This is a genomic window from Mycolicibacillus trivialis (assembly GCF_002102395.1).
Taxonomy (GTDB): Bacteria; Actinomycetota; Actinomycetes; order Mycobacteriales; family Mycobacteriaceae; genus Mycobacterium; species Mycobacterium triviale.
The window spans coordinates 111268-132953 of record NZ_LQPZ01000006.1 but is presented as its reverse complement, the minus strand read 5'-3'; the positions used below and the strand labels follow the sequence as shown (position 1 = coordinate 132953).

General features: G+C 72.2%; 19 protein-coding genes. 14 read left to right on the top strand and 5 right to left on the bottom strand.

All coding sequences use genetic code 11. From position 1 onward, the window contains the following. Positions 1–41: 41 nt before the first annotated feature. From AWC30_RS01140 to AWC30_RS01130, 3 genes are all read left to right on the top strand, one after another. Positions 42–1217, top strand: a complete 1176-nt coding sequence (locus AWC30_RS01140) for a PPE family protein (protein ID WP_085107637.1) — start codon at positions 42–44, stop codon at positions 1215–1217. A gap of 22 nt (positions 1218–1239) precedes the next feature. Then, a complete protein-coding gene (locus AWC30_RS01135; protein WP_085107634.1) occupies positions 1240–2538 on the top strand; it encodes a PPE family protein in 1299 nt (432 codons plus the stop codon). An 85-nt stretch (positions 2539–2623) separates the two neighbouring features. Further along, positions 2624–3304, top strand: coding sequence for an esterase (locus tag AWC30_RS01130; protein WP_234807889.1), 681 nt, complete (start codon positions 2624–2626; stop codon positions 3302–3304). A 7-nt stretch (positions 3305–3311) separates the two neighbouring features. Here the strand turns inward: AWC30_RS01130 and AWC30_RS01125 are convergent, their stop codons facing one another. Beyond that, positions 3312–4601, bottom strand: coding sequence for an outer membrane protein assembly factor BamB (locus tag AWC30_RS01125; RefSeq protein WP_085107628.1), 1290 nt, complete (start codon positions 4599–4601; stop codon positions 3312–3314). Between the two features lie 50 nt (positions 4602–4651). Between AWC30_RS01125 and AWC30_RS01120 the strand changes: the two genes are divergently transcribed. Continuing rightward, positions 4652–5389: an acyltransferase gene (locus tag AWC30_RS01120; protein WP_085107626.1), complete on the top strand. Its 738-nt coding sequence runs from the start codon at positions 4652–4654 to the stop codon at positions 5387–5389. Positions 5390–5401: 12 nt separating this feature from the next. Here AWC30_RS01120 and AWC30_RS01115 read toward each other — a convergent pair whose 3' ends face one another. Genes AWC30_RS01115 through AWC30_RS01105 form a run of 3 tightly spaced genes read right to left on the bottom strand, consistent with a single transcriptional unit; the run spans position 5402 to position 9023 of the window. Beyond that, positions 5402–6646: a glycosyltransferase family 4 protein gene (locus AWC30_RS01115; protein ID WP_085107623.1), complete on the bottom strand. Its 1245-nt coding sequence runs from the start codon at positions 6644–6646 to the stop codon at positions 5402–5404. Continuing rightward, on the bottom strand, positions 6643–8193 hold the full coding sequence (locus AWC30_RS01110; RefSeq protein ID WP_085107620.1) for a 1,4-alpha-glucan branching protein domain-containing protein: 1551 nt from the start codon (positions 8191–8193) through the stop codon (positions 6643–6645). The genes AWC30_RS01115 and AWC30_RS01110 overlap by 4 nt, the downstream gene beginning before the upstream one ends. A 20-nt stretch (positions 8194–8213) precedes the next feature. After that, positions 8214–9023 carry a class I SAM-dependent methyltransferase gene (locus AWC30_RS01105; RefSeq protein ID WP_085107618.1) on the bottom strand — a complete coding sequence of 270 codons (810 nt, stop codon included), beginning with the start codon at positions 9021–9023 and terminating at the stop codon, positions 8214–8216. A 206-nt stretch (positions 9024–9229) separates the two neighbouring features. Here AWC30_RS01105 and AWC30_RS01100 point away from each other — a divergent pair, with 206 nt between their 5' ends. The 8 genes from AWC30_RS01100 to AWC30_RS01065 all read left to right on the top strand — a co-directional run bounded on the left by AWC30_RS01100 (position 9230) and on the right by AWC30_RS01065 (position 19003). Then, positions 9230–10021 carry an electron transfer flavoprotein subunit beta/FixA family protein gene (locus AWC30_RS01100; protein WP_085107616.1) on the top strand — a complete coding sequence of 264 codons (792 nt, stop codon included), beginning with the start codon at positions 9230–9232 and terminating at the stop codon, positions 10019–10021. A gap of 32 nt (positions 10022–10053) precedes the next feature. After that, entirely contained in the window at positions 10054–11010 is a 957-nt protein-coding gene (locus tag AWC30_RS01095; RefSeq protein ID WP_085107613.1) for an electron transfer flavoprotein subunit alpha/FixB family protein, read from the top strand. Between the two features lie 302 nt (positions 11011–11312). Continuing rightward, positions 11313–12491 (top strand): cysteine desulfurase family protein, encoded by a 1179-nt coding sequence (locus tag AWC30_RS01090; protein WP_085107610.1) that lies wholly within the window; start codon positions 11313–11315, stop codon positions 12489–12491. After that, on the top strand, positions 12488–13561 hold the full coding sequence (gene mnmA / locus AWC30_RS01085; RefSeq protein WP_085107608.1) for a tRNA 2-thiouridine(34) synthase MnmA: 1074 nt from the start codon (positions 12488–12490) through the stop codon (positions 13559–13561). The genes AWC30_RS01090 and mnmA overlap by 4 nt, the downstream gene beginning before the upstream one ends. Before the next feature lie 30 nt (positions 13562–13591). Then, complete coding sequence (locus AWC30_RS01080) at positions 13592–14638, top strand: TIGR03617 family F420-dependent LLM class oxidoreductase (protein ID WP_085107720.1); 1047 nt, start codon at positions 13592–13594, stop codon at positions 14636–14638. A gap of 4 nt (positions 14639–14642) precedes the next feature. Continuing rightward, the gene (locus AWC30_RS01075; protein WP_085107604.1) at positions 14643–15674 is read left to right on the top strand and encodes a uroporphyrinogen decarboxylase/cobalamine-independent methonine synthase family protein; all 1032 of its coding nucleotides are present in this window, start codon (positions 14643–14645) and stop codon (positions 15672–15674) included. Further along, the gene (gene ligA, locus AWC30_RS01070) at positions 15671–17752 is read left to right on the top strand and encodes an NAD-dependent DNA ligase LigA (RefSeq protein WP_085107601.1); all 2082 of its coding nucleotides are present in this window, start codon (positions 15671–15673) and stop codon (positions 17750–17752) included. The genes AWC30_RS01075 and ligA overlap by 4 nt, the downstream gene beginning before the upstream one ends. A gap of 126 nt (positions 17753–17878) precedes the next feature. Beyond that, positions 17879–19003 carry a DUF4878 domain-containing protein gene (locus AWC30_RS01065; RefSeq protein ID WP_085107599.1) on the top strand — a complete coding sequence of 375 codons (1125 nt, stop codon included), beginning with the start codon at positions 17879–17881 and terminating at the stop codon, positions 19001–19003. 45 nt (positions 19004–19048) lie between these two features. On the opposite strand, the gene AWC30_RS01060 is transcribed toward AWC30_RS01065, so the two are convergent. Beyond that, a complete protein-coding gene (locus tag AWC30_RS01060; protein WP_085107597.1) occupies positions 19049–19693 on the bottom strand; it encodes an ACT domain-containing protein in 645 nt (214 codons plus the stop codon). 152 nt (positions 19694–19845) lie between these two features. Here AWC30_RS01060 and gatC point away from each other — a divergent pair, with 152 nt between their 5' ends. Together gatC and gatA are read left to right on the top strand one after the other, a co-directional pair. Then, positions 19846–20160: an Asp-tRNA(Asn)/Glu-tRNA(Gln) amidotransferase subunit GatC gene (gene gatC / locus AWC30_RS01055; RefSeq protein ID WP_085107595.1), complete on the top strand. Its 315-nt coding sequence runs from the start codon at positions 19846–19848 to the stop codon at positions 20158–20160. Beyond that, the gene (gene gatA, locus AWC30_RS01050; RefSeq protein ID WP_085107593.1) at positions 20157–21650 is read left to right on the top strand and encodes an Asp-tRNA(Asn)/Glu-tRNA(Gln) amidotransferase subunit GatA; all 1494 of its coding nucleotides are present in this window, start codon (positions 20157–20159) and stop codon (positions 21648–21650) included. The genes gatC and gatA overlap by 4 nt, the downstream gene beginning before the upstream one ends. Positions 21651–21686: the final 36 nt, after the last annotated feature.

Genomic DNA, 21686 nt, shown 5'->3' with positions numbered 1-21686 from the left:
TCTGCACTGCCGTCCGAACCGCCACCCGAGGTGACAATGACATGGAATTCGCACTGCTGCCGCCGGAGATCAACTCCCTGCGGATGTACACCGGCCCGGGCTCGGGTCCGATGTTGGCCGCCTCGGCGGCCTGGGACGGGCTCGCCGCCGAGCTACGGTCGGCGGCCACCGCGTACCACTCGGTGATCCAGGAGCTCACCGCCACGTCGTGGCTGGGCCCCTCCGCACTGGCGATGGCCGCCGCCGCCGCACCCCAGGTGGCGTGGCTCAACGGCACCGCCACCCAGGCCGAACAGACCGCCGCCCAGGCAAAGGTGGCGGCAGGCGCCTACGAGACCGCCTTCGCCGCCACGGTGCCGCCGCCGGTGATCGCCGCCAACCGCGCCCTGCTGGCGGCGCTGGTCGCCACCAACATCCTCGGCCAGAACACCGCCGCGATCGCGGCCACCGAAGCGCACTACGCCGAGATGTGGGCCCAGGACGTCGCCGCCATGTACGGCTACTCCGCGACCGCGGGCGCCGCCAGTCAGCTGGAACCGTTCGCGCCCGCCCCGACGACCAGCGATCCCGGCTCGGCGCTGCCGCAGGCCGGCGCCCAGGCCGCCACCGGCACGGCCCGCGCCGCGCTGAGCCAGGCGATGACTGCGCTGCCACACACCGCGAGCGCCATGCAGCCGCTGGCCGCCGGCCCCGCCGCGGCCTCACCGCTGGACTCGCTGAACAGCTTCATCACCGGACCGCTCTCACCGCTGTCGATGTTCCCGGTCGCCGGAGTCCCGTTTTTGCTCGGCATCCAGAGCTTCCTGCTGCCGCTCAACGGCCAGAACCTCGCCGAGGCGCTCGCCCGCAACCAGCCGCCGACGGCCATGTTCGTCGCCGAAACCCCGGCCGCCCCCACCGCCGCTGCCCGACCGGTCCTCTCGGCGGGGATGGGCAACGCGGGGACGGTCGGCAAACTCTCGGTGCCGCAGAACTGGGCGACCACCGCGCCCGCGGTCAAACAGGTCGCCTCGGTACTGCAGGCCGCCCCGGCCGCCGCCGAGACCGAGGCCGCCGAACTCGGCGGCGCGAACATGCTGAGCCCGATGGGGCTGTCGGCCCTGGCCGGGCGCGCCACCGCCAACATCGGCGGCGCCACCGCCCGCACCGTCACCGTCGGCGACGGCACCAACGGCACGGCCACCGCCACCATCATCGTCCTGCCCGCCGACGAGTGACCACTGAAACTGGGACACCGCAATGGATTTCGGATTGATGCCGCCGGAGGTCATCTCCGCGCTGATGTACGCCGGGCCGGGCCCGGAATCGATGGTCGCCGCGTCGACGGCATGGCAACAACTCGGCACCGAACTGCACACCGCCGCAGCCGGTTACCAGGCCACCGTCTCCGCTCTCACCGCCGAGGGTTGGCAGGGCCCCTCCTCGGCGGCGATGGCCGCCGCCGCCCAGCCCGTCATCGCCTGGCTGCAGACCACCGCGACCCAAGCTGAACACACCGCCGCTCAGGCGCAGGCGGCGGCCGCCGCATTCGAGGCCGCCTTCGCCCAGGTCGTGCCGCCACCACTGATCGCAGCCAACCGGGCCCGGCTGGCGATGCTGGAGGCCAGCAACGTGATCGGGCAGAACGCAGCGGCGATCGCGGCCACCGAAACCGAATACGCCGCGATGTGGGCGCAGGACGCCGCAGCGATGTCGGGATACGCAGCCGCGTCGTCGGCCGCCACCACCGCGCTGTCACCGTTCACCCCGCCGCGCCCGGCCGGCAACCCGACGGCCGCCGCCGCACCGATGGCCCAGCAGGCGGTGAGCGCGGGCGCACGCTCCGCGCTGCCTCAGGCGATGAACCTGGCGCAGGCCGCCCCGGCTGCCGCAGGCGCCTCCGACCCGCTGTCGTCGCTATCCACGATCGCCGCCGATGTGGAACTGATCCCCAAGGTCATCCTGCCGTTCAACGATGCGGCGATCTCGGTGCTGATGGGGCTCGGTCTGGGCACCCGCGCGGTGCAGAAGAGCCACCCGCCGGTCGCCCCAGGCCCGCGGACCCCGATCGTGGTCAGCGCGACCCGGCCCGCCGACCGGCCGGCGGTCACCGCCGGGATGGGCCGCACCACCGCGGTCGGCGGGCTGTCCGTGCCGCCCACCTGGGCGGTGTCCACCCCCGAGATCCGGCTGGCGGCCGGCGCCCTGCAGGACGGTGGCGCGTCGGTGACGGCCGTACCGGCCGGAGTGCTCGGCCAGGTGGCCGGGGCGGGTGCGGTCGGCAGTGTCCTCGGCGGGATGACCCAGCGCGCCATCGGCGGCACCGTCGCCCGCGTCGGCCGGATCGGCGGCAGCGCCAAAGACACCCCGGAGAAGCTCAAAAAGGTGCTCGCCGAGTTGTCCGCCCAGCCGGAATCGGTGCAACACTGGCACACCGACCAGGCCGACCTGGAGAGCCTGCTGGCGCGGTTGGCCACCCAGCCCGGCATCCACGCCGTGCACCTCAACGGCGGGGACACCGCCAAACTCCTGCCGCCGGAATCCTCGCCGGGCACCTGACGGCCGCGCGGAACGGTAAGCTCAACGGCTTCACCACCGTTGACCCGAACCCACCCGAGGCGAACCGATGACGCGCAGACCCACCGTGGCCGCCCTGCTGGCCACCGCCACCGCGGCAGCCCTCTACGGCAGCCCCACCGCCGTAGCCGAACCGGGCTGCGCGGACCTCGGCGGCACCATCGACGGCGCGGCCTTCTGCCAGATCCACGTCAACGACCCGGATTACACCCTCAACCTGGAATTCCCCACCGACTACCCTGACCAGCAGACCCTGACCGACTACCTGGTGCAGAACCGCGACGGATTCCTCAGCGTCGCGCAGCGACCGGCCACCCGCGGCATCCCCTACGAGATGGACGCCACCGCCGAGCGCTACCAATCCGGGCAACCACCGCACGGCACCAGCAGCGTGGTGCTCAAGGTGTTCCAGACCCTCGGCGGCCCGCACCCGTCGACCTGGTACAAGTCGTTCAACTACGACCGGGGACGCCAGCAGCCGATCACCTTCGACACGCTCTTCGCGCCCGGCGCCAAACCCCTCGAGGCGATCGCCCCGCTGGTGCAGCGGGACCTGGAGGGGCAGCTGGGCTGGCGCGCGGCGATGCTGCCCGGCACCGGCACCGACCCGGCGCATTACCAGAACTTCGCGATCACCGACGACGAGCTGATCTTCTTCTTCGCCCCCGGCGAGTTGCTGCCGCTGGCCGCGGGGGAGACCAGCGCGCGGGTGGCCCGCGACGCGATCCCGCCGCTGGCCCTCGGCTGACCCGCGCTCAGGCGGGCACGAAGCTGTACACCTGGCCGCGACTGGTGGCCGTCACGACTCGACCGTCGGTGCCCACCGACACCCCCAACGGGAACCCGGCCGCCTCCGGTAGCGGATAGCTGTTCAGGGTCGCGCCGTCGGCCGGGTCGAACACCAGCAGCGACAGCCCGGACGGGCCCACCGAGGTGCCGTCGACGACCGTGTAACCCGCCTGCCCGCCGGCCACACTCGAGGTCGACAGCGGCGTGACGTCGTCGCGGCGCCACATCTGCTCCGCCTCCTCACCGCGGTCGGCGAAGGCGACCAGTTCGGTCTGCGGCCCACCGCCTGCGACGATCGTCCCGTCCGGGGTGACCGTCGGTGGCGTCTGGGCCAGAAAACCCAGCGGCACCGACCATTTCGGTGTCCCGTCGGCACTGTGCAACGCCCACAATCGCTGATCGCGACCGTTGACGTAGACGGTCTGCCCGTCGGCGGAGAACACCGGGCTGGACAGCACGCCGGCGCCGACCGCGTCGCTGGTCCACGCCCGGCTCAGCAACGGACTGCCGTCGGGGGAGTAGCGCAACCCCACCAGCACCGCGGCATCGGCCCCCGGCTCCCACAGCCCCAGCACCACGGTGTCGTTCGCCGCCGAATACGCCGGCGCGGCCGCCACCGGACAGTCCGGCCCCGCCGCGGCGCAGTCGGCCAAACCGCGCCGCGAGTCGGTGGGGTCGACGCCGTCCACCAGGTCCAGCGAACTGCCCACCACGGTCCCGCGATGCGCGTCGAACACCAGCACCTGGCCCAGGTGGGTGACGACCAGCAGCCGGCCCGGATCCATCAGCCGCGGGGTGGTCGGCATCCCGATCACCGGCTGGCGCCACCGGATCCACTGGGTGATCGGGAACGCCATGATCTGGCCGGGCTCGCCGACGTAGAGGTTGTCGAAGCCGTCGAACAGCGCCCCGGCGAAACCGCCGCCCTGCACCAGCCGGATGCACCAGCGCTGCCTGCCGGTGTTGTCGTTCTCCCACTCCATCAGCGAGCAGCCGTCCTCGGTCTGGGCGTTGACGGCCAGATAGCCGGTCTCGCTCAACGCGACCCCGGCGCCCAGCGCGCCCTTGACCGAACGGGTCCAGTCCAGGCTCAGCGCGGTGGCGCCCGCGGTCGCGGTGAAGCTGGAGTTGGCGGCATCGGCCAGCGGCGCCGGCCAGCCCGGGGAGGCCACCGGCTCGACCCAGGAGTCGGTGGTGGAGCAGCCGGCCAGCGTGATCACCAGCACGGCCACAGCAGAAAGGCACCGGCGAAGCATCAGGTGAGAGTATCTCGTGGCCCGAAACGCCTCGCGTAGGCTTTCCGGTCATGACGACCATGTGGGGCGCGCCGATCCACAAACGCTGGCGAGGTTCCCGGCTGCGCGACCCCCGGCAGGCCAAGTTCCTGACCCGGGCGTCGCTGAAATGGGTGCTGGCCAACCGTGCCTACACCCCCTGGTACCTCGTGCGGTACTGGCGGTTGCTCAAATTCAAACTGCAGAACCCGCACATCATCACCCGCGGCATGGTGTTCCTCGGCAAGAACGTGGAGATCCAGGCCACCCCGGAGCTCGCCCAGCTCGAACTCGGCCGGTGGGTGCACATCGGCGACAAGAACACCATCCGCGCGCACGAGGGCTCGCTGCGGTTCGGTGACAAGGTGGTGCTGGGCCGCGACAACGTCATCAACGCCTACCTCGATGTGGAGCTGGGTGATTCGGTGCTGATGGCCGATTGGTGCTACATCGTCGACTTCGACCACAAGATGGACGACATCACCCTGCCGATCAAGGACCAGGGCATCGTCAAGAGCCCGGTGCGCATCGGCCCGGACACCTGGGTGGCGGCCAAGGTCACCGTGCAGCGCGGCTCCACGATCGGGCGCGGTTGCGTGCTGGGCTCCCACGCCGTGGTGCGTGGCGACATCCCGGACTTCTCGATCGCGGTGGGCGCACCGGCGCGGGTGGTCAAGAACCGCAAGACGGCCTGGGAGGCCTCGGCGGCCGAGCGTGCGGAACTGGCGGCAGCGCTGGCCGACATCGAACGCAAGAAAGCCGCCCGCTGACGCGAAAACGGATCAGCGGTCGGGCAGCGCGTGTTCGACGATCGGGCGGCGCGGCTGCGGCTGGCGCACACCGCGTTTGGCCGACAGGTACACCCCCGCAGTCTCCTCGGCGACGGTCTGCCAGGCGAAGTCGGCGGTGAGCCGCTCCCGGGCGGCGCGGGCGCGGCCTTGCGCGGCGACCGGGTCGTCGAGCACCGCGCAGACCGCGGCTGCCAGCGCCGCCGGATCCCGCGGCGGACAGGACAACCCGGTCAGCCCGTCGACCACCAGCTCGCCGAGCCCGCCGACGTCGGCGGTCACCAGCGGGGTTCCCGCCGCGGCCGCCTCCAGGGCGGCCAGGCCGAACGGCTCGTAATGGCTGGGCAGCACCGCCGCGTCGGCGCGGTGCAGCAGCGCCAGCAACTCGTCGTGGTCGAGACGCCCGGCGAACCGGGTCGCCTTGACCACCCGGTGTTTACGGGCCCGCTCGGCCAGCCAGTCCTGCTGGGTGCCGTCACCGGCGATGGTCAAGGTGGTGCCGGGGTGGGCGCGCCGGATGCGCGGCAGCGCGGCGATCGCTTCCTGGATGCCCTTCTCGTACTCCAGCCGGCCCACGTACAGCAGCTCCGGCGGCCCGCCGTGGTTGCGGCGCTCGGCGAACGGCCAGCGATCGGCGTCGATGCCGTTGCGGATCACGGTGGTCTCGGCCAGGCCGGGACCGAACAGTTCGGTGATCTCCTCACGCATCGACGCCGAACAGGTGATCAGGCAGTCCGATTCGTGTGCCAGCCACGACTCGACCGCGTGCACCTGGCGGCTGATCGGCCCGGACACCCAGCCCGAGTGCCTGCCCGCCTCGGTGGCGTGCAGCGTGGAAACCAAAGGGACGTCGTGGAATTCGGCCAGTGCGATCGCCGGGTGCGCGACCAGCCAGTCGTGGGCGTGCACGATGTCGGGACGCCACAGGTCCTCGCCGCCGGGTGTTTTGATCGTCAGGCCGGTGCGCACCATGGCGTGGCCCATCGCCAGCGTCCAGGCCATCATGTCGTCGCCGAAGGAGAACTCGTGCGGGTCGTGGGCCGCGGAGACCACCCGCACACCCTCGTGCACCTCGTCGGAGGACGGGTGGGTGCTCGGATCGGTGTCGGCGGGCCGGCGCGCCAGCACCACCACCTCGTGGCCGGCCTCGACCAGCGCGACCGCCAGATGGTGGACGTGCCGGCCCAGACCACCCACCACCACCGGTGGGTACTCCCAGGACACCATCAAGATCTTCATGGCCGCGGAAGCCTCCGGGCGTCCAGGGCGCCGAACAGGTTGTCGGCGCGGTTCCAGCCGTCGGCGATCCGACGGGCGGCCGTACGGCGGCCCGACGCCAGCGCGTCGGCGATCTCACGGGTGGCGTGGGCGTGCAGGTGGGCCCGGTAGCGAGCGTAGTCGGCCGCGGAGTCCTTGCTCACCATGAACGGCCAGTCGCTGGAGACGGTCAGCAGCGCCTCGCGCAGGATCTGGTCGGCGACCGGGTCGCGCACCGTGGGTGCGCCCGGGGTCGCGGCGCGGGTGGCCAGCGCCTTGTCCACCGCGGTCAGCGCGGTGTCCACGACCTCCTCGTTGAGCCGGACCAGGTCGGCGACCTGCTCGCCGGACCACACCTGCCAGTCCTTGCCCGACCCCCACGAGCTCGGCGGCAGGTCGACCGGGGCGCCGACGAATCCGGCCGCCGCAGCGTCGGCCAGCGTGCCGATCCGCACGCCGGCCTCCGGCAGTGCCCGCAGCACCCGCTCCAGCCACACCGGGCCCTCGTACCACCAGTGCCCGAACAGTTCGGTGTCGAACGCCGCCACCACGTGCGCGGGCCGCCCGATCCGCTCCGACTCGCTGTGCAGGCGGCGGCGCACCACCTCGACGAAGTCGGCGACATGGGCGTCGACGGCCGCGTCGGCGCGGGCCGGGTCATATGGCGCCTTCTCCTCCGGCGGCACCGCCCGCCCGGTGACTCGGGCCGGCTTGAGCCCGGTGCGGTGGTCGTAGGTGTGGAAGTCGCGGTAGGCGGCGTGCCCGGGGTAACCCGACTTCGGTGACCACACCCGGTAGCTGACGGTCAGGTCGCGGCCGAACGCGAGCACGCCGCTGTCGGTGACCGGGCGGGCCAGCGTGGTGTCGCCGTGCAGGGACGGGCCGTCGACCATGAAATGGGTCACCCCGGCGGCGGCGTAGCCGTGCTCCATGCCAGGCGCGTAGGCGCACTCCGGCGCCCAGATCCCGGTCGGGGCGTGCGCGAGGCGATGACGGGTGTCGGCCAGGCCCTCGCGCAGCGCGAACTCGCGCAGCCGGGGCGCCAGCAGCGGCTGGAACGGGTGCGCGAGCGGACCGCCGAGCAGCTCCACGGTGTCGGCGTCGACGAGCTCGCGCAGCAGCGGGCTGCCGCCGTGACGCCACCGGGTCGCGAAGTCCGCCAGCGCCTCCTCGGCGGCGTCGACCTCGCGGATACCGAACTCGCGCAACGCCTCCGGCGCAGAAGCCGGGGCCGGGCCGGTCGCGTCGCCGGGGCGCAGGCTGGCCGCCTCCGCGGCGCGCAGCCGCCAGTTGCCCAGCCAGTGGTGCATGCCCTCGAGGCAGTACGGGTCATCGAGCTGGGCCGCGACCACCGGGGTGATGCCCAGCGTGAGCAGATGGGTGCGGTCCTCGGCGGCCAGCGTGCGCAACACCCGCAGCAGCGGCAGGTACGCCGAGGACCAGGACTGGTAGAGCCACTCCTCGCCGACCGGCCAGCGGCCGTGGTGGGCCAGCCACGGCAGGTGGGTGTGCAACACCAGCGTGAACATGCCGGGTGCGGGTGAGTTACTCACGGCCGCACCGCGATCGCGATCAGGTCCAGGCTGTCATCGATGTGGTGGTCCGCATCGGCGCCGGCGGCCACCAGGTCGAAGTCGGCGGTGGACACCCCGGCGACGTCGGCGGCCAGCTCCGCGGGCCACGGCGTGCCTGCGACCGCCACGGCGATCTGGGCGTCGATGATCGACCCGCCGTGGCGGGCGTCGAGCTCGCGCAGCCGCGGACCGTGGAACAACCCGCTCATCGACTCCATCGTGAAGCCGCCGTCGGTGAGCAGTTCGGTCAGCTCGGCGGCGTTGAGCTCGCGGGTGTGGAAGGGGTTGATCGGGGTGTCGCGGCCGGGGGAGAAGGTGATCCGGTTGGGAGTCGACATCATCAGCAGCCCGCCCGGGCGCAACACCCGTGCGCACTCGGCGACGAACCCCGGCTGGTCCCACAGGTGCTCGATGACCTGGAAGTTGACCACCACGTCGACCGCCGCGTCCGGCAGCGGCAGCTCGGCGAGATTGCCCGCCACCATCTCCACCCGCGGATACCGGGCCTGCACGTGGGCCACCGCACTCTCGTCGTAGTCGACGCCGATGACCCGGTGGGCCACCCCGGCGAGCATGTCGGCGCCGTACCCCTCACCGCTGCCGGCCTCGAGCACGTCGCGGCCGGCGCAGCGCGGCGCGAGTCGCTGGTAGACGACCTCGTGGCGACGGAACCAGTAGTTCTCCTCGGCGAGGCCGGGGACGGTTCGTTCCCCGGTCAGCGCCAACCCGGGGTCGGCGTCCGGTGCGGGCGGGGCGTCGTGGCCCTCGGTGGCGGATGCGCTCATTGCACAGGCAGGCTATCGGGCGGGCGAGCCGGGTGCGAACGGGTCACCTCGACGCGCAGCGAGAACGCTTCAACCCACCCGTTATGGTAGACGAGCGAAACGGGCTAAGTTACCCATGAGTAACCTGATGTGTTGTTCCGCATTATCGTGAGCCAAGTCCGGTGGCCGCCGCTGCAGGACGCGTTCGAGGAGGACAGACCAGACTTATGACGAACATCGTGGTCCTGATCAAACAGGTCCCTGACACATGGTCGGAGCGCAAGCTCAGCGACGGTGACTTCACCCTTGACCGGGACGCCGCCGACGCGGTGCTCGACGAGATCAACGAGCGTGCCGTCGAGGAAGCGCTGCTGATCCGCGAGAAGGAAGGCGCCGAGGGCACCGTCACCGTGCTCACCGCAGGCCCCGAGCGCGCCACCGAGGCGATCCGCAAGGCGCTGTCGATGGGCGCCGACAAGGCGGTGCACATCAAGGACGACGGCATGAAGGGCTCCGACGTCATCCAGACCGCCTGGGCGCTGGCCAAGGCGCTGGGCACCATCGAGGGCACCGAGCTGGTCATCGCGGGCAACGAGTCCACCGACGGTGTCGGCGGCGCGGTGCCGGCCATCATCGCCGAGTACCTGGGCCTGCCGCAGGTCACCCAGGTGCGCAAGCTCACGATCGAGGGCGGCAAGCTCACCGCCGAGCGGGAGACCGACGAGGGCGTGTTCGCCCTGGAGGCCGCCCTGCCCGCCGTGGTCAGTGTGAACGAGAAGATCAACGAGCCGCGCTTCCCGTCCTTCAAGGGCATCATGGCCGCCAAGAAGAAGGAAGTCACCGTGCTCTCGCTGGCCGAGATCGGTGTCGAGGCCGACGAGGTCGGGCTCGCCAACGCCGGGTCCACGGTGACCGCGTCGACGCCCAAGCCGCCGAAGACCGCCGGTGAGAAGATCGCCGACGAGGGCGAGGGCGGCACCAAGATCGCCGAATACCTGGTTGCCCAGAAACTCATTTAGAGACGTCCAGACTGGTTTAGGGAAGAGACAACATGGCTGAAGTACTGGTGCTCGTCGAGCACACCGACGGTGCCCTGAAGAAGGTCACCTCCGAACTGCTCACCGCCGCCCGCCGGCTGGGTGAGCCGTCCGCCGTCGTGATCGGTGGGTCCGGCACCGCCGAGCCGCTGGTCGACGGTCTGAAAGCGGCCGGCGCGGCCAAGATCTACGTGGCCGAGTCCGACGTGGTCGGCCAGTATCTGATCACCCCGCAGGTCAACGTGCTGGCCGAGCTGGTCGAGTCGGCGTCCCCGGCGGCCGTGCTGCTGGCCGCCAGCATCGACGGCCGCGAGATCGCCGGGCGGCTGGCCGCCCGGATCGGCTCGGGCCTGCTGGTCGACGTGGTCGACGTGCAGGAGGGCGGCAAGGGCGTGCACTCCATCTTCGGTGGCGCGTTCACCGTCGAGGCGCAGGCCAACGGGGACACCCCGGTCATCACCGTGCGCCCCGGCTCGATCGAGGCCGAGGCCGCCGACGGTGCCGGCGAGCAGGTGACCGTCGAGGTTCCCGGTGCGGAGGAGAACGACACCAAGGTCACCTCCGCGGACCCGGTCGAGGCCGGCGACCGCCCGGAGCTGACCGAGGCCTCCGTCGTGGTGGCCGGTGGCCGCGGCGTGGGCAGCGCCGACAATTTCAGCGTCGTCGAGGAGCTCGCCGACTCGCTGGGCGCCGCGGTGGGCGCCTCGCGCGCGGCGGTGGACTCGGGCTACTACCCGGGCCAGTTCCAGATCGGTCAGACCGGTAAGACCGTGTCGCCGCAGCTGTACATCGCGTTGGGCATCTCCGGCGCGATCCAGCACCGGGCCGGCATGCAGACGTCCAAGACCATCGTGGTGGTCAACAAGGACGAAGAGGCGCCGATCTTCGAGATCGCCGACTACGGCATCGTGGGCGACCTGTTCAACGTCGCCCCGCAGCTGACCGAGGCGATCAAGTCCCGCAAGGGCTGACCGCTTCTTCCACGAGCAGCCGAGAGGCCCCGTCACGCCCGCGTGACGGGGCCTCTCGCGTGCCGGGGGCGGCCCGGCACGGCCGGACCGGGCGTTTTCCGCGCCGCCGGCGGCGCCGCCCCCCTGTCGGCCCTGAAAACGACGTCCAAACGCAGAAAAGTGGCCGAAAACGGGGCTATCGCGCCGCTGACGTGTCGATCTCAGGGCTACGGCGCCCCGGCGGGGAAGGCAGCGGCCAGTTGAGTGGTGCTGGGTGGCCGGGCGCGCCGCCGCGGGGCGCCCGCCGGTAGTCTGGGCGGGTCATGGTGTATCTGGACCACGCCGCCACCACCCCGATGTACCCGCAGGCCATCGAGGCGATGACCGCTATCTTGGCCACCGTCGGCAACGCCGCCTCCCTGCACACCGCCGGACGCTCGGCGCGGCGGGTGATGGAGGAGTCGCGGGAGAGCGTCGCCGCCGCCCTGGGTGCGCGCCCCTCCGAAGTGCTGTTCACCGCGGGCGGCACCGAAAGCGACAACCTCGCGGTCAAGGGCATCTACTGGGCACGGCGCACCGCCGACCCGCGCCGCCGCCGCATCGTCACCACCGCGGTGGAACATCACGCCGTGCTCGACGCCGTCACCTGGCTGGCCGACCACCAGGGTGCCGAGGTGACCGTTCTGCCCACCGCCGCCGACGGATCGGTCAGTCCGGCGGCGCTGCGGGAGGCGCTGCAGGGCAGCGACGATGTCGCGCTGGTCTCGATCATGTGGGCCAACAACGAGGTCGGCACCGTGCTGCCGATCGAGGAGCTGGCCGAGGTCACCGCGGAATTCGGGGTGCCCCTCCACAGCGACGCGGTGCAGGCGATCGGGCAGTTGCCGGTGTCCTTCGGTGCGACCGCGCTCTCGGCGATGAGCGTGACCGCCCACAAGTTCGGCGGCCCGCCCGGTGTCGGCGCACTGCTGCTACGCCGCGACGTGGCATGTGTGCCGCTGCTGCACGGCGGCGGGCAGGAACGCGACGTACGCTCCGGCACCCCGAACGCGGCGGGCGCTGCCGGGATGGCCACCGCTTTGGACATCGCCGTGGCCGGCCTTGCCGACAACAGTGCCCGGCTGACCGGGCTGCGCGACCGCCTCATCGACGGGGTGCTGGACGCCATCCCCGACACCGTCCTCAACGGTCCCCGCACACCGCGGCTGCCGGGCAACGCCCACTTCACCTTCCGCGGCTGTGAGGGCGACTCGCTGCTGATGCTGCTGGACGCCAACGGGATCGAATGCTCCACCGGGTCGGCCTGCACCGCGGGGGTGGCCCGCGCCTCGCATGTGCTCACCGCGATGGGCGTGGACCCGGCCGGTGCGCGCGGGTCGCTGCGGTTGTCGTTGGGTCACACCAGCGTCGACGAGGATGTGGACACCGCCCTGCGGGTGCTGCCTGCCGCGGTGGAGCGGGCCCGGCAGGCGGCGCTGGCCAGCGCGGGGCTGATCCGATGAAGGTGCTCGCAGCGATGAGCGGCGGCGTGGACTCCTCGGTCGCCGCCGCCCGCATGGTCGACGCCGGCCACGACGTCACCGGGGTGCACCTGGCGTTGTCGAGCGCGCCCGGCACCCTGCGCAGCGGATCGCGGGGCTGCTGCTCCAAAGAGGACGCCGACGACGCCCGCCGGGTCGCCGACATCCTCGGAATCCCGTTCTACGTCTGGGATTTCGCGGAGAAGTTCAAAGAGACCGTGATCGACGACTTCATCGAGTCCTACGCCCGTGGCGAGACCCCCAACCCGTGCGTGCGCTGCAACGAGGAGATCAAGTTCTCCGCCGTGGCCGCCCGCGCGCTGGCGCTGGGCTTCGACACCGTCGCCACCGGCCACTACGCGCGGCTGGTCGACGGCAGGCTGCGCCGCGCCGTCGACGCCGACAAGGACCAGTCCTACGTGCTGGCCGTGCTCACCGCCGAACAACTGCGCCACGCCGCGTTCCCGGTCGGCGACACGCCCAAACCGCAGATCCGGGCCGAAGCCGAACGCCGGGGCTTGGCCGTCGCCGACAAACCCGACAGCCACGACATCTGCTTCATCCCGTCCGGCGACACCCAGGCCTTCCTCGGGATGAACATCGGCGTGCGGCGCGGCAGCGTCGTCGACGCCGACGGCACCGTCCTGGCCCACCACGACGGCGTGCACGGCTTCACCATCGGGCAGCGCAAGGGACTGGGTATTTCAGGTCCGGGCGCGGACGGCAAACCGCGCTACGTCACCGCGATCGACGCCGCCACCGGCACCGTCACCGTCGGCTCGGTGGAAGACCTCGACGTCTGGGCGCTCACCGGCGCCGACCCGGTCTACACCGCCGGCACCGCCTTCACCGAGCCCGTCGACTGCGAGGTGCAGGTACGCGCCCACGGCGAGACCGTGCCCGCCATCGCCCGGCCCGCGGGGGAGCGCCTCGAGGTGACCCTGCGCGCCCCGCTGCGCGGCGTGGCCCGGGGGCAGACCCTGGCCTGCTACCTGCCCGACCCGGCCGGCGACGAAGTGATCGCCAGCGCAACCATCGCCGACACGGCGTGAACCACGTCGCGGCTGGCTACGGTGGGGCCCATGCACGTCGAGGCGATGGTGATCCCCGGTCCACTGGCCGGCACTGCGGAGCTGGCCCGCCGCGCCCAGGCGGCCGGCTTCGCCGGGCTGCTGTTCACCGAGGGCGGGCGCACCGCCTATCTGGGTGCCGCGGTCGCCTCCCAGGCCGCGCCCGGCCTGGCGCTGTCCACCGGGGTGGCGGTGGCCTTCCCGCGCAGCCCGTTCGTGACCGCAGTCAGCGCCTGGGAGTTGCAGCAGGCCACCGGCGGTGACTTCCGGCTCGGGCTGGGCACCCAGGTCCGCAGGCATGTGGAGCGCCGCTACGGCGCCGCGTTCGACCCGCCCGGGCCGCGGCTGCGGGACTACATCAAGGCGGTCAAGGCCTGCTTCACGGCGTTTCGCACCGGTGAGCTGGACTATTTCGGCGAGTTCTACGAGCTGGACTTCATCACCCCGCAGTGGAGCCCGGGCCCGATCGACGTTCCCGACCCGAAAGTCGATGCGGCAGCGGTCAACCTGTGGATGCTGCGGATGGCCGGCGAGGTCGCCGACGGCGTGCACGTCCACCCGCTGGGCGACCCCGGCTATCTGCGCCGCCACGTGCTGCCCAACGTCGCCGCCGGGGCGGCCAAAGCCGGCCGCGACCCGGCCGACGTCGCGGTGACCGTGCCCGCGCTGACCATCGTCGGTGACGACGACGCCGAACGCCACGCCGAACGCGAACTGGTGCGGGCCAGCCTCGCCTTCTACGGCAGCACCCCCAACTACGCCTTCATCTGGGACGAGGCCGGGTTCGAGGGCACCACCGCGCGCATCCGGGAGAAGCAGAAGGCCGCCGACATCGCCGGGATGGCCGCGCAGATCACCGACGAGCACCTGGCGATGTTCGCCACCGAGGCCACCTGGGACGGGCTGGCCGACGCGCTCACCGCGAAGTACGACGGTCTCACCGAGCGGCTGGTGCTCTACAACGCGCTGGGGCTGCACCACGGCGGCGACCTGGACCGTTTCGAACGTTACGGCGAGATCGCCCGCCGCATGCGGGGATCCGCCGCGCCGCTACGGTGAGCCGGTGAGTGTCTTCGCCACCGCGACCGGGATCGGCTCCTGGCCGCCCGCGCCGCCCCGGCAGGCTGCCGCCGTCATCGTCGGCGAACTGCCCGCGCTGCCGCACCTGGTGGAACTGCCGTCCCGCGGCGTGGGCGCGGACCTGATCGGTCGGGCCGGGGCGCTACTGATCGACATCGCGATCGACACCACGCCCCGCGGCTACCGGGTGGCCGCGCGGCCCGGGGCGGTCACCCGGCGCGCGACCAGCCTGCTCGGCGAGGACCTCGACGCACTGGAGGAGGCCTGGGAGAGCGCCGGCCTGGGCGGGGAGGGCCGGCCGGTCAAGGTCCAGGCCCCCGGCCCGATCACCCTGGCCGCCGAACTCGAGCTGGGCAACGGCCACCGCGCGCTGACCGACCCCGGCGCGGTGCGCGACCTGGCCGCGTCGCTGGCCGAGGGGCTCGCCGCCCACACCGCGGAGCTGAGCCGCCGCCTCAACACCCCGGTGGTGGTCCAGCTCGACGAGCCGGCGCTGCCCGCCGCGCTGGCCGGCCGCCTGACCGGGGTGACGGCGCTGACCGCGGTGCCTGCGGTCGACGAGGCCGTCGCGCTGGAGCTGCTCGACGCCTGCGCCGGGGAAGGTGATACCGCTCTGCATTGCTGCGCCGCGAAGGTGCCGTGGAAGCTGTTGCGTCGCAGTATGATCGGTGCGGTCTCGGTCGACCTCGATCGGCTCACGGCCGCCGACGACGAGGGGATCGGGGAGTTCGTCGACGCCGGCCGCACCGTGCTGCTCGGGGCGGTTCCCGCCGTCGGCCCGGCGTCGGCGAGGAAGCCGGACGTCGGACAGATCGCCGGCGCGGCCGCGGCCCTCGTCGACCGCATCGGGCTGCCGCGTGCGGCGCTGGCCGAGCGCATCGGGATCACCCCGGCTTGCGGGCTGGCCGGGGCGAGCACGCCCTGGGCGCGCCGGGCGATCGAGTTGGCCCGGCTGGCCGCGGCCGCCCTGGCCGGCGACCCCGAGACGGTGTTCGGCGATAGCCTGCAACCGTGAGCTCCCCCGAGGTTGACCCGATCGCCCCCGACGTGCGGCGACGGTGGCGCGAACTCGCCGACGAGGTGCGCGAACACCAGTTCCGCTACTACGTGCGCGACGCCCCGATCATCTCCGACGCCGAATTCGACCGGCTGTTCAACACGCTGATCGCGCTGGAGGACGAGCACCCGGAGCTGCGCACCCCCGATTCGCCGACCCAGTTGGTCGGCGGCGCCGGGTTCGCCACCGAGTTCACCCCGGCCAAGCACATCGACCGCATGCTCTCCCTCGACGACGTGTTCGATCCCGACGAACTGATGGCGTGGGCGACCCGGGTGCGCACCGAGATCGGCGGCGACACCGCCTATCTCTGCGAACTCAAGATCGACGGGGCGGCACTGGCGCTGGTGTACCGCGACGGCAAGCTCGTCAGCGCGGCCACTCGCGGCGACGGGGTGACCGGCGAGGACGTCACCCTCAACGCCCGCACCATCGACGACATCCCGGTCCAGCTCACCGGCAGCGAGGAGTTCCCGGTTCCTGCCGTGCTCGAGGTGCGCGGCGAGGTCTACTTCCGGCTGGCCGACTTCGAGACCCTCAACGCCGGGCTGGTCGCCGAGGGCAAGTCCCCGTTCGCCAACCCTCGTAACAGCGCCGCGGGCTCGCTGCGGCAGAAGAACCCGGCGGTGACCGCCCGTCGGCCGCTGCGGATGATTTGTCACGGCCTGGGCCACACCGAGGGGTTCGACCCGGACACCCTGCACGAGGCGTACACCGCGTTGCAGTCTTGGGGCCTGCCGGTCTCCGCCCACACCGCCCGGGTGGAGGGCATCGACGCGGTCGCCGAGCGGATCATCTACTGGGGCGAGCACCGCCACGACGTCGAGCACGAGATCGATGGCCTGGTGGTCAAGATCGACGACAGGGCGCTGCAGCGCCGCCTCGGCGCCACCTCCCGCGCTCCGCGTTGGGCGGTGGCCTACAAGTACCCGCCCGAGGAGGCCACCACCACGCTGCTCGACATCCGGGTCAGCGTCGGGCGGACCGGCCGGGTCACCCCGTTCGCCTACATGACCCCGGTGACCGTCGCCGGCTCCACGGTCAGCCTCGCCACCCTGCACAACGCCGCCGAGGTGGGCCGCAAGGGAGTGCTGATCGGCGACACCGTGGTGATCCGCAAGGCCGGCGACGTCATCCCCGAGGTGCTCGGCCCGGTCGTCGACGTACGAGACGGCACCGAGCGGGCGTTCGTCATGCCCACCCACTGCCCGGAGTGCGGCACCGAACTGGCGCCGGCCAAGGAGGGCGACGTCGACATCCGCTGCCCCAACGCGCGGTTCTGCCCGGCGCAGCTGCGGGAACGGGTCTTCCACGTCGCCGGGCGCGGCGCGTTCGACATCGAGGCGCTGGGCTATGAGGCGGCGACCGAGTTGCTGGCCGCCGGGGTGATCGGCGACGAGGGCGACCTGTTCACCCTCACCGAGGCCGACCTGCTGCGCACCGCGCTGTTCACCACCCAGGACGGCGTGCTGTCGAAGAACGGTGAGCGGCTGCTGGCCAACCTGGCCAACGCCAGGGACAAACCGCTGTGGCGGGTGCTGGTGGCGTTGTCGATCCGGCACGTCGGGCCGACCGCGGCCCGCGCGCTGGCCACCGAGTTCCTCAGCATGTCGGCGATCATGGCGGCCGGCACCGACGAGCTGGCCGACGTGGACGGGGTGGGCCCGACCATCGCCGCGGCGATCACCGACTGGTTCGCGGTGGACTGGCGCCGCGAGATCGTCGAGAAGTGGCGGGCTGCCGGCGTGCGGATGGCCGACGAGCGCGACGCCAGCATCGCCCGCACCTGTGAGGGGCTGACGATCGTGGTCACCGGGTCGCTGGACCGGTTCTCCCGCGACGCCGCCAAGGAGGCGATCGTCGCCCGCGGCGGCAAGGCCGCCGGCTCGGTGTCGAAGAAGACGTCCTATGTCGTGGCCGGGGATTCACCGGGCGCCAAATACGACAAGGCCGTCGAGCTCGGGGTGCCGGTGCTCGACGAGGACGGCTTCGTCGCGCTGCTGGAGCAGGGGCCCGACGCGGTCTCCGGCGGCTGAGCACACCGGGAAAACACCGTGCGGCCGGTGGTCGTGGCCTGGTTAAACTGAGCGCGGCCCGCCCGGCCCGGCGGGCGGCGACAACCTTTGCGGGGGTGATCGGCGCTCCGCGGTGAGAGGAGCCCCATGTCGTTCGGACCCGGTGGGTACCCGGGGAGCCAGCCCGGCGACCCGCAGTTCCCCCCGCCCGGCTATCAGCCCGCGCCGGGGTACCAGCCCCAGCCGGGGTACCAGCCCGGCTACCCGCCCCCGCCGGGCTACCCGCCGGCCGGTGCCGCGCCGTGGCAGGGTGGACCGCCACCGAGCCGCAACCGCAAACCGCTGTTCATCGGCCTGGCGATCACCGGCGTCGTCGTGCTGGTGGCCGCGGTGATCGCGGTGGTCACGCTGGGCGGTGGCGGCGGCAAGGACGGCACCCCAGGCGAGGCGCTGACCGGCTACCTGGAGGCGCTGAGCCGCGGCGACGCCGAAGCCGCGCTGTCCTACGGCCTCGACCAGCCCGGCTCCACCGACCTGCTCACCGACGAGATCCTCAAGAAGCAGATCGAGAAGATGCCGATCAGCGACATCCAGATCCTCAGCGACGACGCCGCCAGCTTCATCAGCATGGCCAGCGTGCACGTGCGGGTGAAGTTCGGCGACAAGGTCTCCGACGAGACGATCCAGATGGAGCGGTCCGACAAGCAGTGGAAGCTCAAGCAGGCCGCGATCAAGATCGAGCCGCCCACCCGCACCCGCGACACCCCGATGGAGACGCTGACCCTGTTCGGCAAGCCGGTGGACTCGGCCGCGTACGTCTTCCCGGGCTGGCTGGACCTGGCCAGCACCAACAAGAACCTCAAGGTCGACTCGGAACCGATGTTGCTCAACGGGTTCAGCTACGCGTCGTTCAGTTCGCTGAACGTCGAGTTCGACCTGAGCGACCAGGGCAGGCAGGGGGTGATGACCGCGATCAAGGCGGCAATCACCGAGTGCAACAAGTCGCGTGCGCTCTCGCCGCCGAACTGCCCGCAACGGGTCAGCCGCAGCGAGGCGGCCGAGAACACCGTCGAGTGGGGCATGCCCGACCTCAGCCCGCTCAAGCTGGACAGCTTCAGCCAGTACGACATGTCGGTGCGCTTCGACGGCACGGTGGACTGGCCGCTGAAGGCCAAGAAACGCGATGGCGGCGACGTCACCGGCACGGTGTCCACCACGATCTACGGCAAGGCCGACGTGTCGACCAGTCCGCCGACCGCCACGCTGAGCTGATCGCTCTGCGCGGGCGGCTCGGCGCGGTCGCTCAGCGCAGGTCGCTCAGCGCAGCAAGGTGGCGACGATCCCGGCCAGATAGCCCAGCCGCGCCACCTCCGAGGCCCGGAAACCCGGCCCGCCGGGCCGGCCCAGCACGATCGCGGTGCGCGGGTCGCCCAGCGGGGCGGCGGCCAGCGCGGTGTCGAGCTCCCGCCAGACCTCGGGCACCCAATCCGCCTCGAGGTCCAACGTGGTGGGCCGGTGCAGCGGCAGCCACGGCGCCACCCGCACCTGGGTCTCCGGCGCGCTGCCGCTGCCCGCGAGCCGGGTCACTCCGTCGTCGGAGCCCTGCACCACCGCGCACCAGCCGGCGCGCAGCACCCGCGGCGCACCGTCGACGAGCACCTGCAGCTTGCCCGCGCGCCCGCCTGCGGCGGCGATGTGGTCGATGAGCTCGAGTTCGCGGTGCGCGTCCAGCATGCCGGTGTGCGGACGCACGCTGTCCACCCGCACGCCGGGCAGCGCCTCGGCGGCGCTGATCAGCCGGTCGGGCATGCCACCGGCCGGCAACTCCACCACCAGGTCGTCCACCGCGCTGCCCGCGCTGCGCTCCAGGACGTCGAGCGACAGGATGTCGACGCCGACCGCGCCCAGCGCCACCGCCAGCGACCCCAGGGACCCGGGCCGGTCGGGCAGCTGCACCCGCATCAGAAACGTCGTCACACCGTCAACTCTCGCACAGCGCGGGTTGCCGGCCGGGGTCTCTCCGGCCCGGCCCGCGCCCGCGCTGGGAGGTTTTGTCGCGCCCCGTGCCGGGCCGTGTCCGGCCCGGCCCGCGCCCGCGACTAGGCTTGGCGGCCGTGTCGAAGATCTCCCGTGACGAGGTGGCCCACCTGGCCAAACTGGCCCGGCTGGCGTTGACCGACGACGAACTCGACGGGTTCGCCGGCCAGTTGGACGCCATCCTGGCCCACGTCAGCAGCATCCAGTCCGCCGACGTCGAGGGCGTCGCCCCCACCGGCAACCCGCTGCCCGACGTCAACGTCACCCGCCCCGACCGGGTGCGGATGGGCCTGACCCAGCACCAGGCGCTGGCGGGCGCACCGGCGACCGCCGAGGGCCGCTTCGCGGTCCCGCAGATCCTCGGCGACGAGACCCCCGGAGCAGCGAAATGACCGACGACCTGGTCCGTTCCGACGCCGCCACGCTGGCCGCGGGCATCGCCGCCGGTGAGCTCTCGTCGGTCGAGATCACCCAGGCCTGCCTGGACCAGATCCACGCCACCGACGAGCGCTACGGCGCCTTCCTGCACGTCGCCGCCGACGCCGCGCTGGCCGCCGCCGCCGCCGTGGACGCCGCAATCGCCGCCGGCGAACAGCTGGCCTCCCCGCTGGCCGGGGTGCCGCTGGCGCTCAAGGACGTGTTCACCACGGTGGACATGCCCACCACCTGCGCCTCGAAGATCCTCGCGGGCTGGCACGCCCCCTACGACGCCACCGTGACCATGCGGCTGCGCGCCGCCGGCATCCCCATCCTGGGCAAGACGAACATGGACGAGTTCGCGATGGGCTCCTCCACCGAGAACTCCGCCTACCAGGTGACCCGCAACCCGTGGGACACCGACCGGGTGCCCGGCGGCTCCGGCGGCGGCAGCGCGACCGCGCTGGCCGCGTTCCAGGCGCCGCTGGCGATCGGCACCGACACCGGCGGCTCGATCCGCCAACCGGCGGCGCTCACCGCCACCGTCGGGGTCAAACCCACCTACGGCACCGTCAGCCGCTACGGGCTGATCGCGTGCGCGTCGTCGCTGGACCAGGGCGGGCCGTGCGCCCGCACGGTGCGCGACGCCGCCCTGCTGCACCAGGTGATCGCCGGGCACGACGCCCGCGACTCCACCTCGGTGACCGCCGAGATCCCCGATCTGATCGCCGCAGCCCAGGTCGGCGCCACCGGCGATCTGCGCGGCGTGCGGGTCGGGGTGGTGCGCCAGTTGCGCAGCGGCGAGGGCTATCAGCCCGGGGTGCTGGCGTCGTTCGAGGCCGCGGTGGACCGGCTCACCGAACTCGGCGCGCAGGTCAGCGAGGTGGACTGCCCGAACCTCGAACACGCGCTGGCCGCCTACTACCTGATCATGCCTTCGGAGGTCTCCAGCAACCTGGCCCGCTTCGACGCGATGCGCTTCGGGCTGCGCGTCGGCGACGACGGCACCCGCAGCGCCGAGGAGGTCATGGCGTTGACCCGGGCGGCCGGATTCGGCCCGGAAGTCAAGCGGCGCATCATGATCGGCACCTATGCACTGTCGGCCGGCTACTACGACGCCTACTACAACCAGGCCCAGAAGGTGCGCACCCTGGTCGCCCGCGACCTCGACGCCGCCTACCAGAACGTCGACGTGCTGGTGTCGCCGACGACGCCGAGCACCGCGTTCAAACTGGGCGAGAAGATCGACGACCCGCTGGCGATGTACTTCTTCGACCTGTGCACGCTGCCGATGAACCTCGCCGGGCACTGCGCGATGTCGGTGCCCTCCGGCCTGTCCGCCGACGACGGCCTGCCGGTCGGGCTGCAGATCATGGCTCCGCCGCTGGCCGATGACCGCCTCTACCAGGTGGGCGCGGCCTTCGAGGCGGCACGCGGGGAGCTTCCCGTCGCCCCGACCCTGTAGCCGGACCGGGCCCAAAAACCGTTCGCGGGGGCCGGC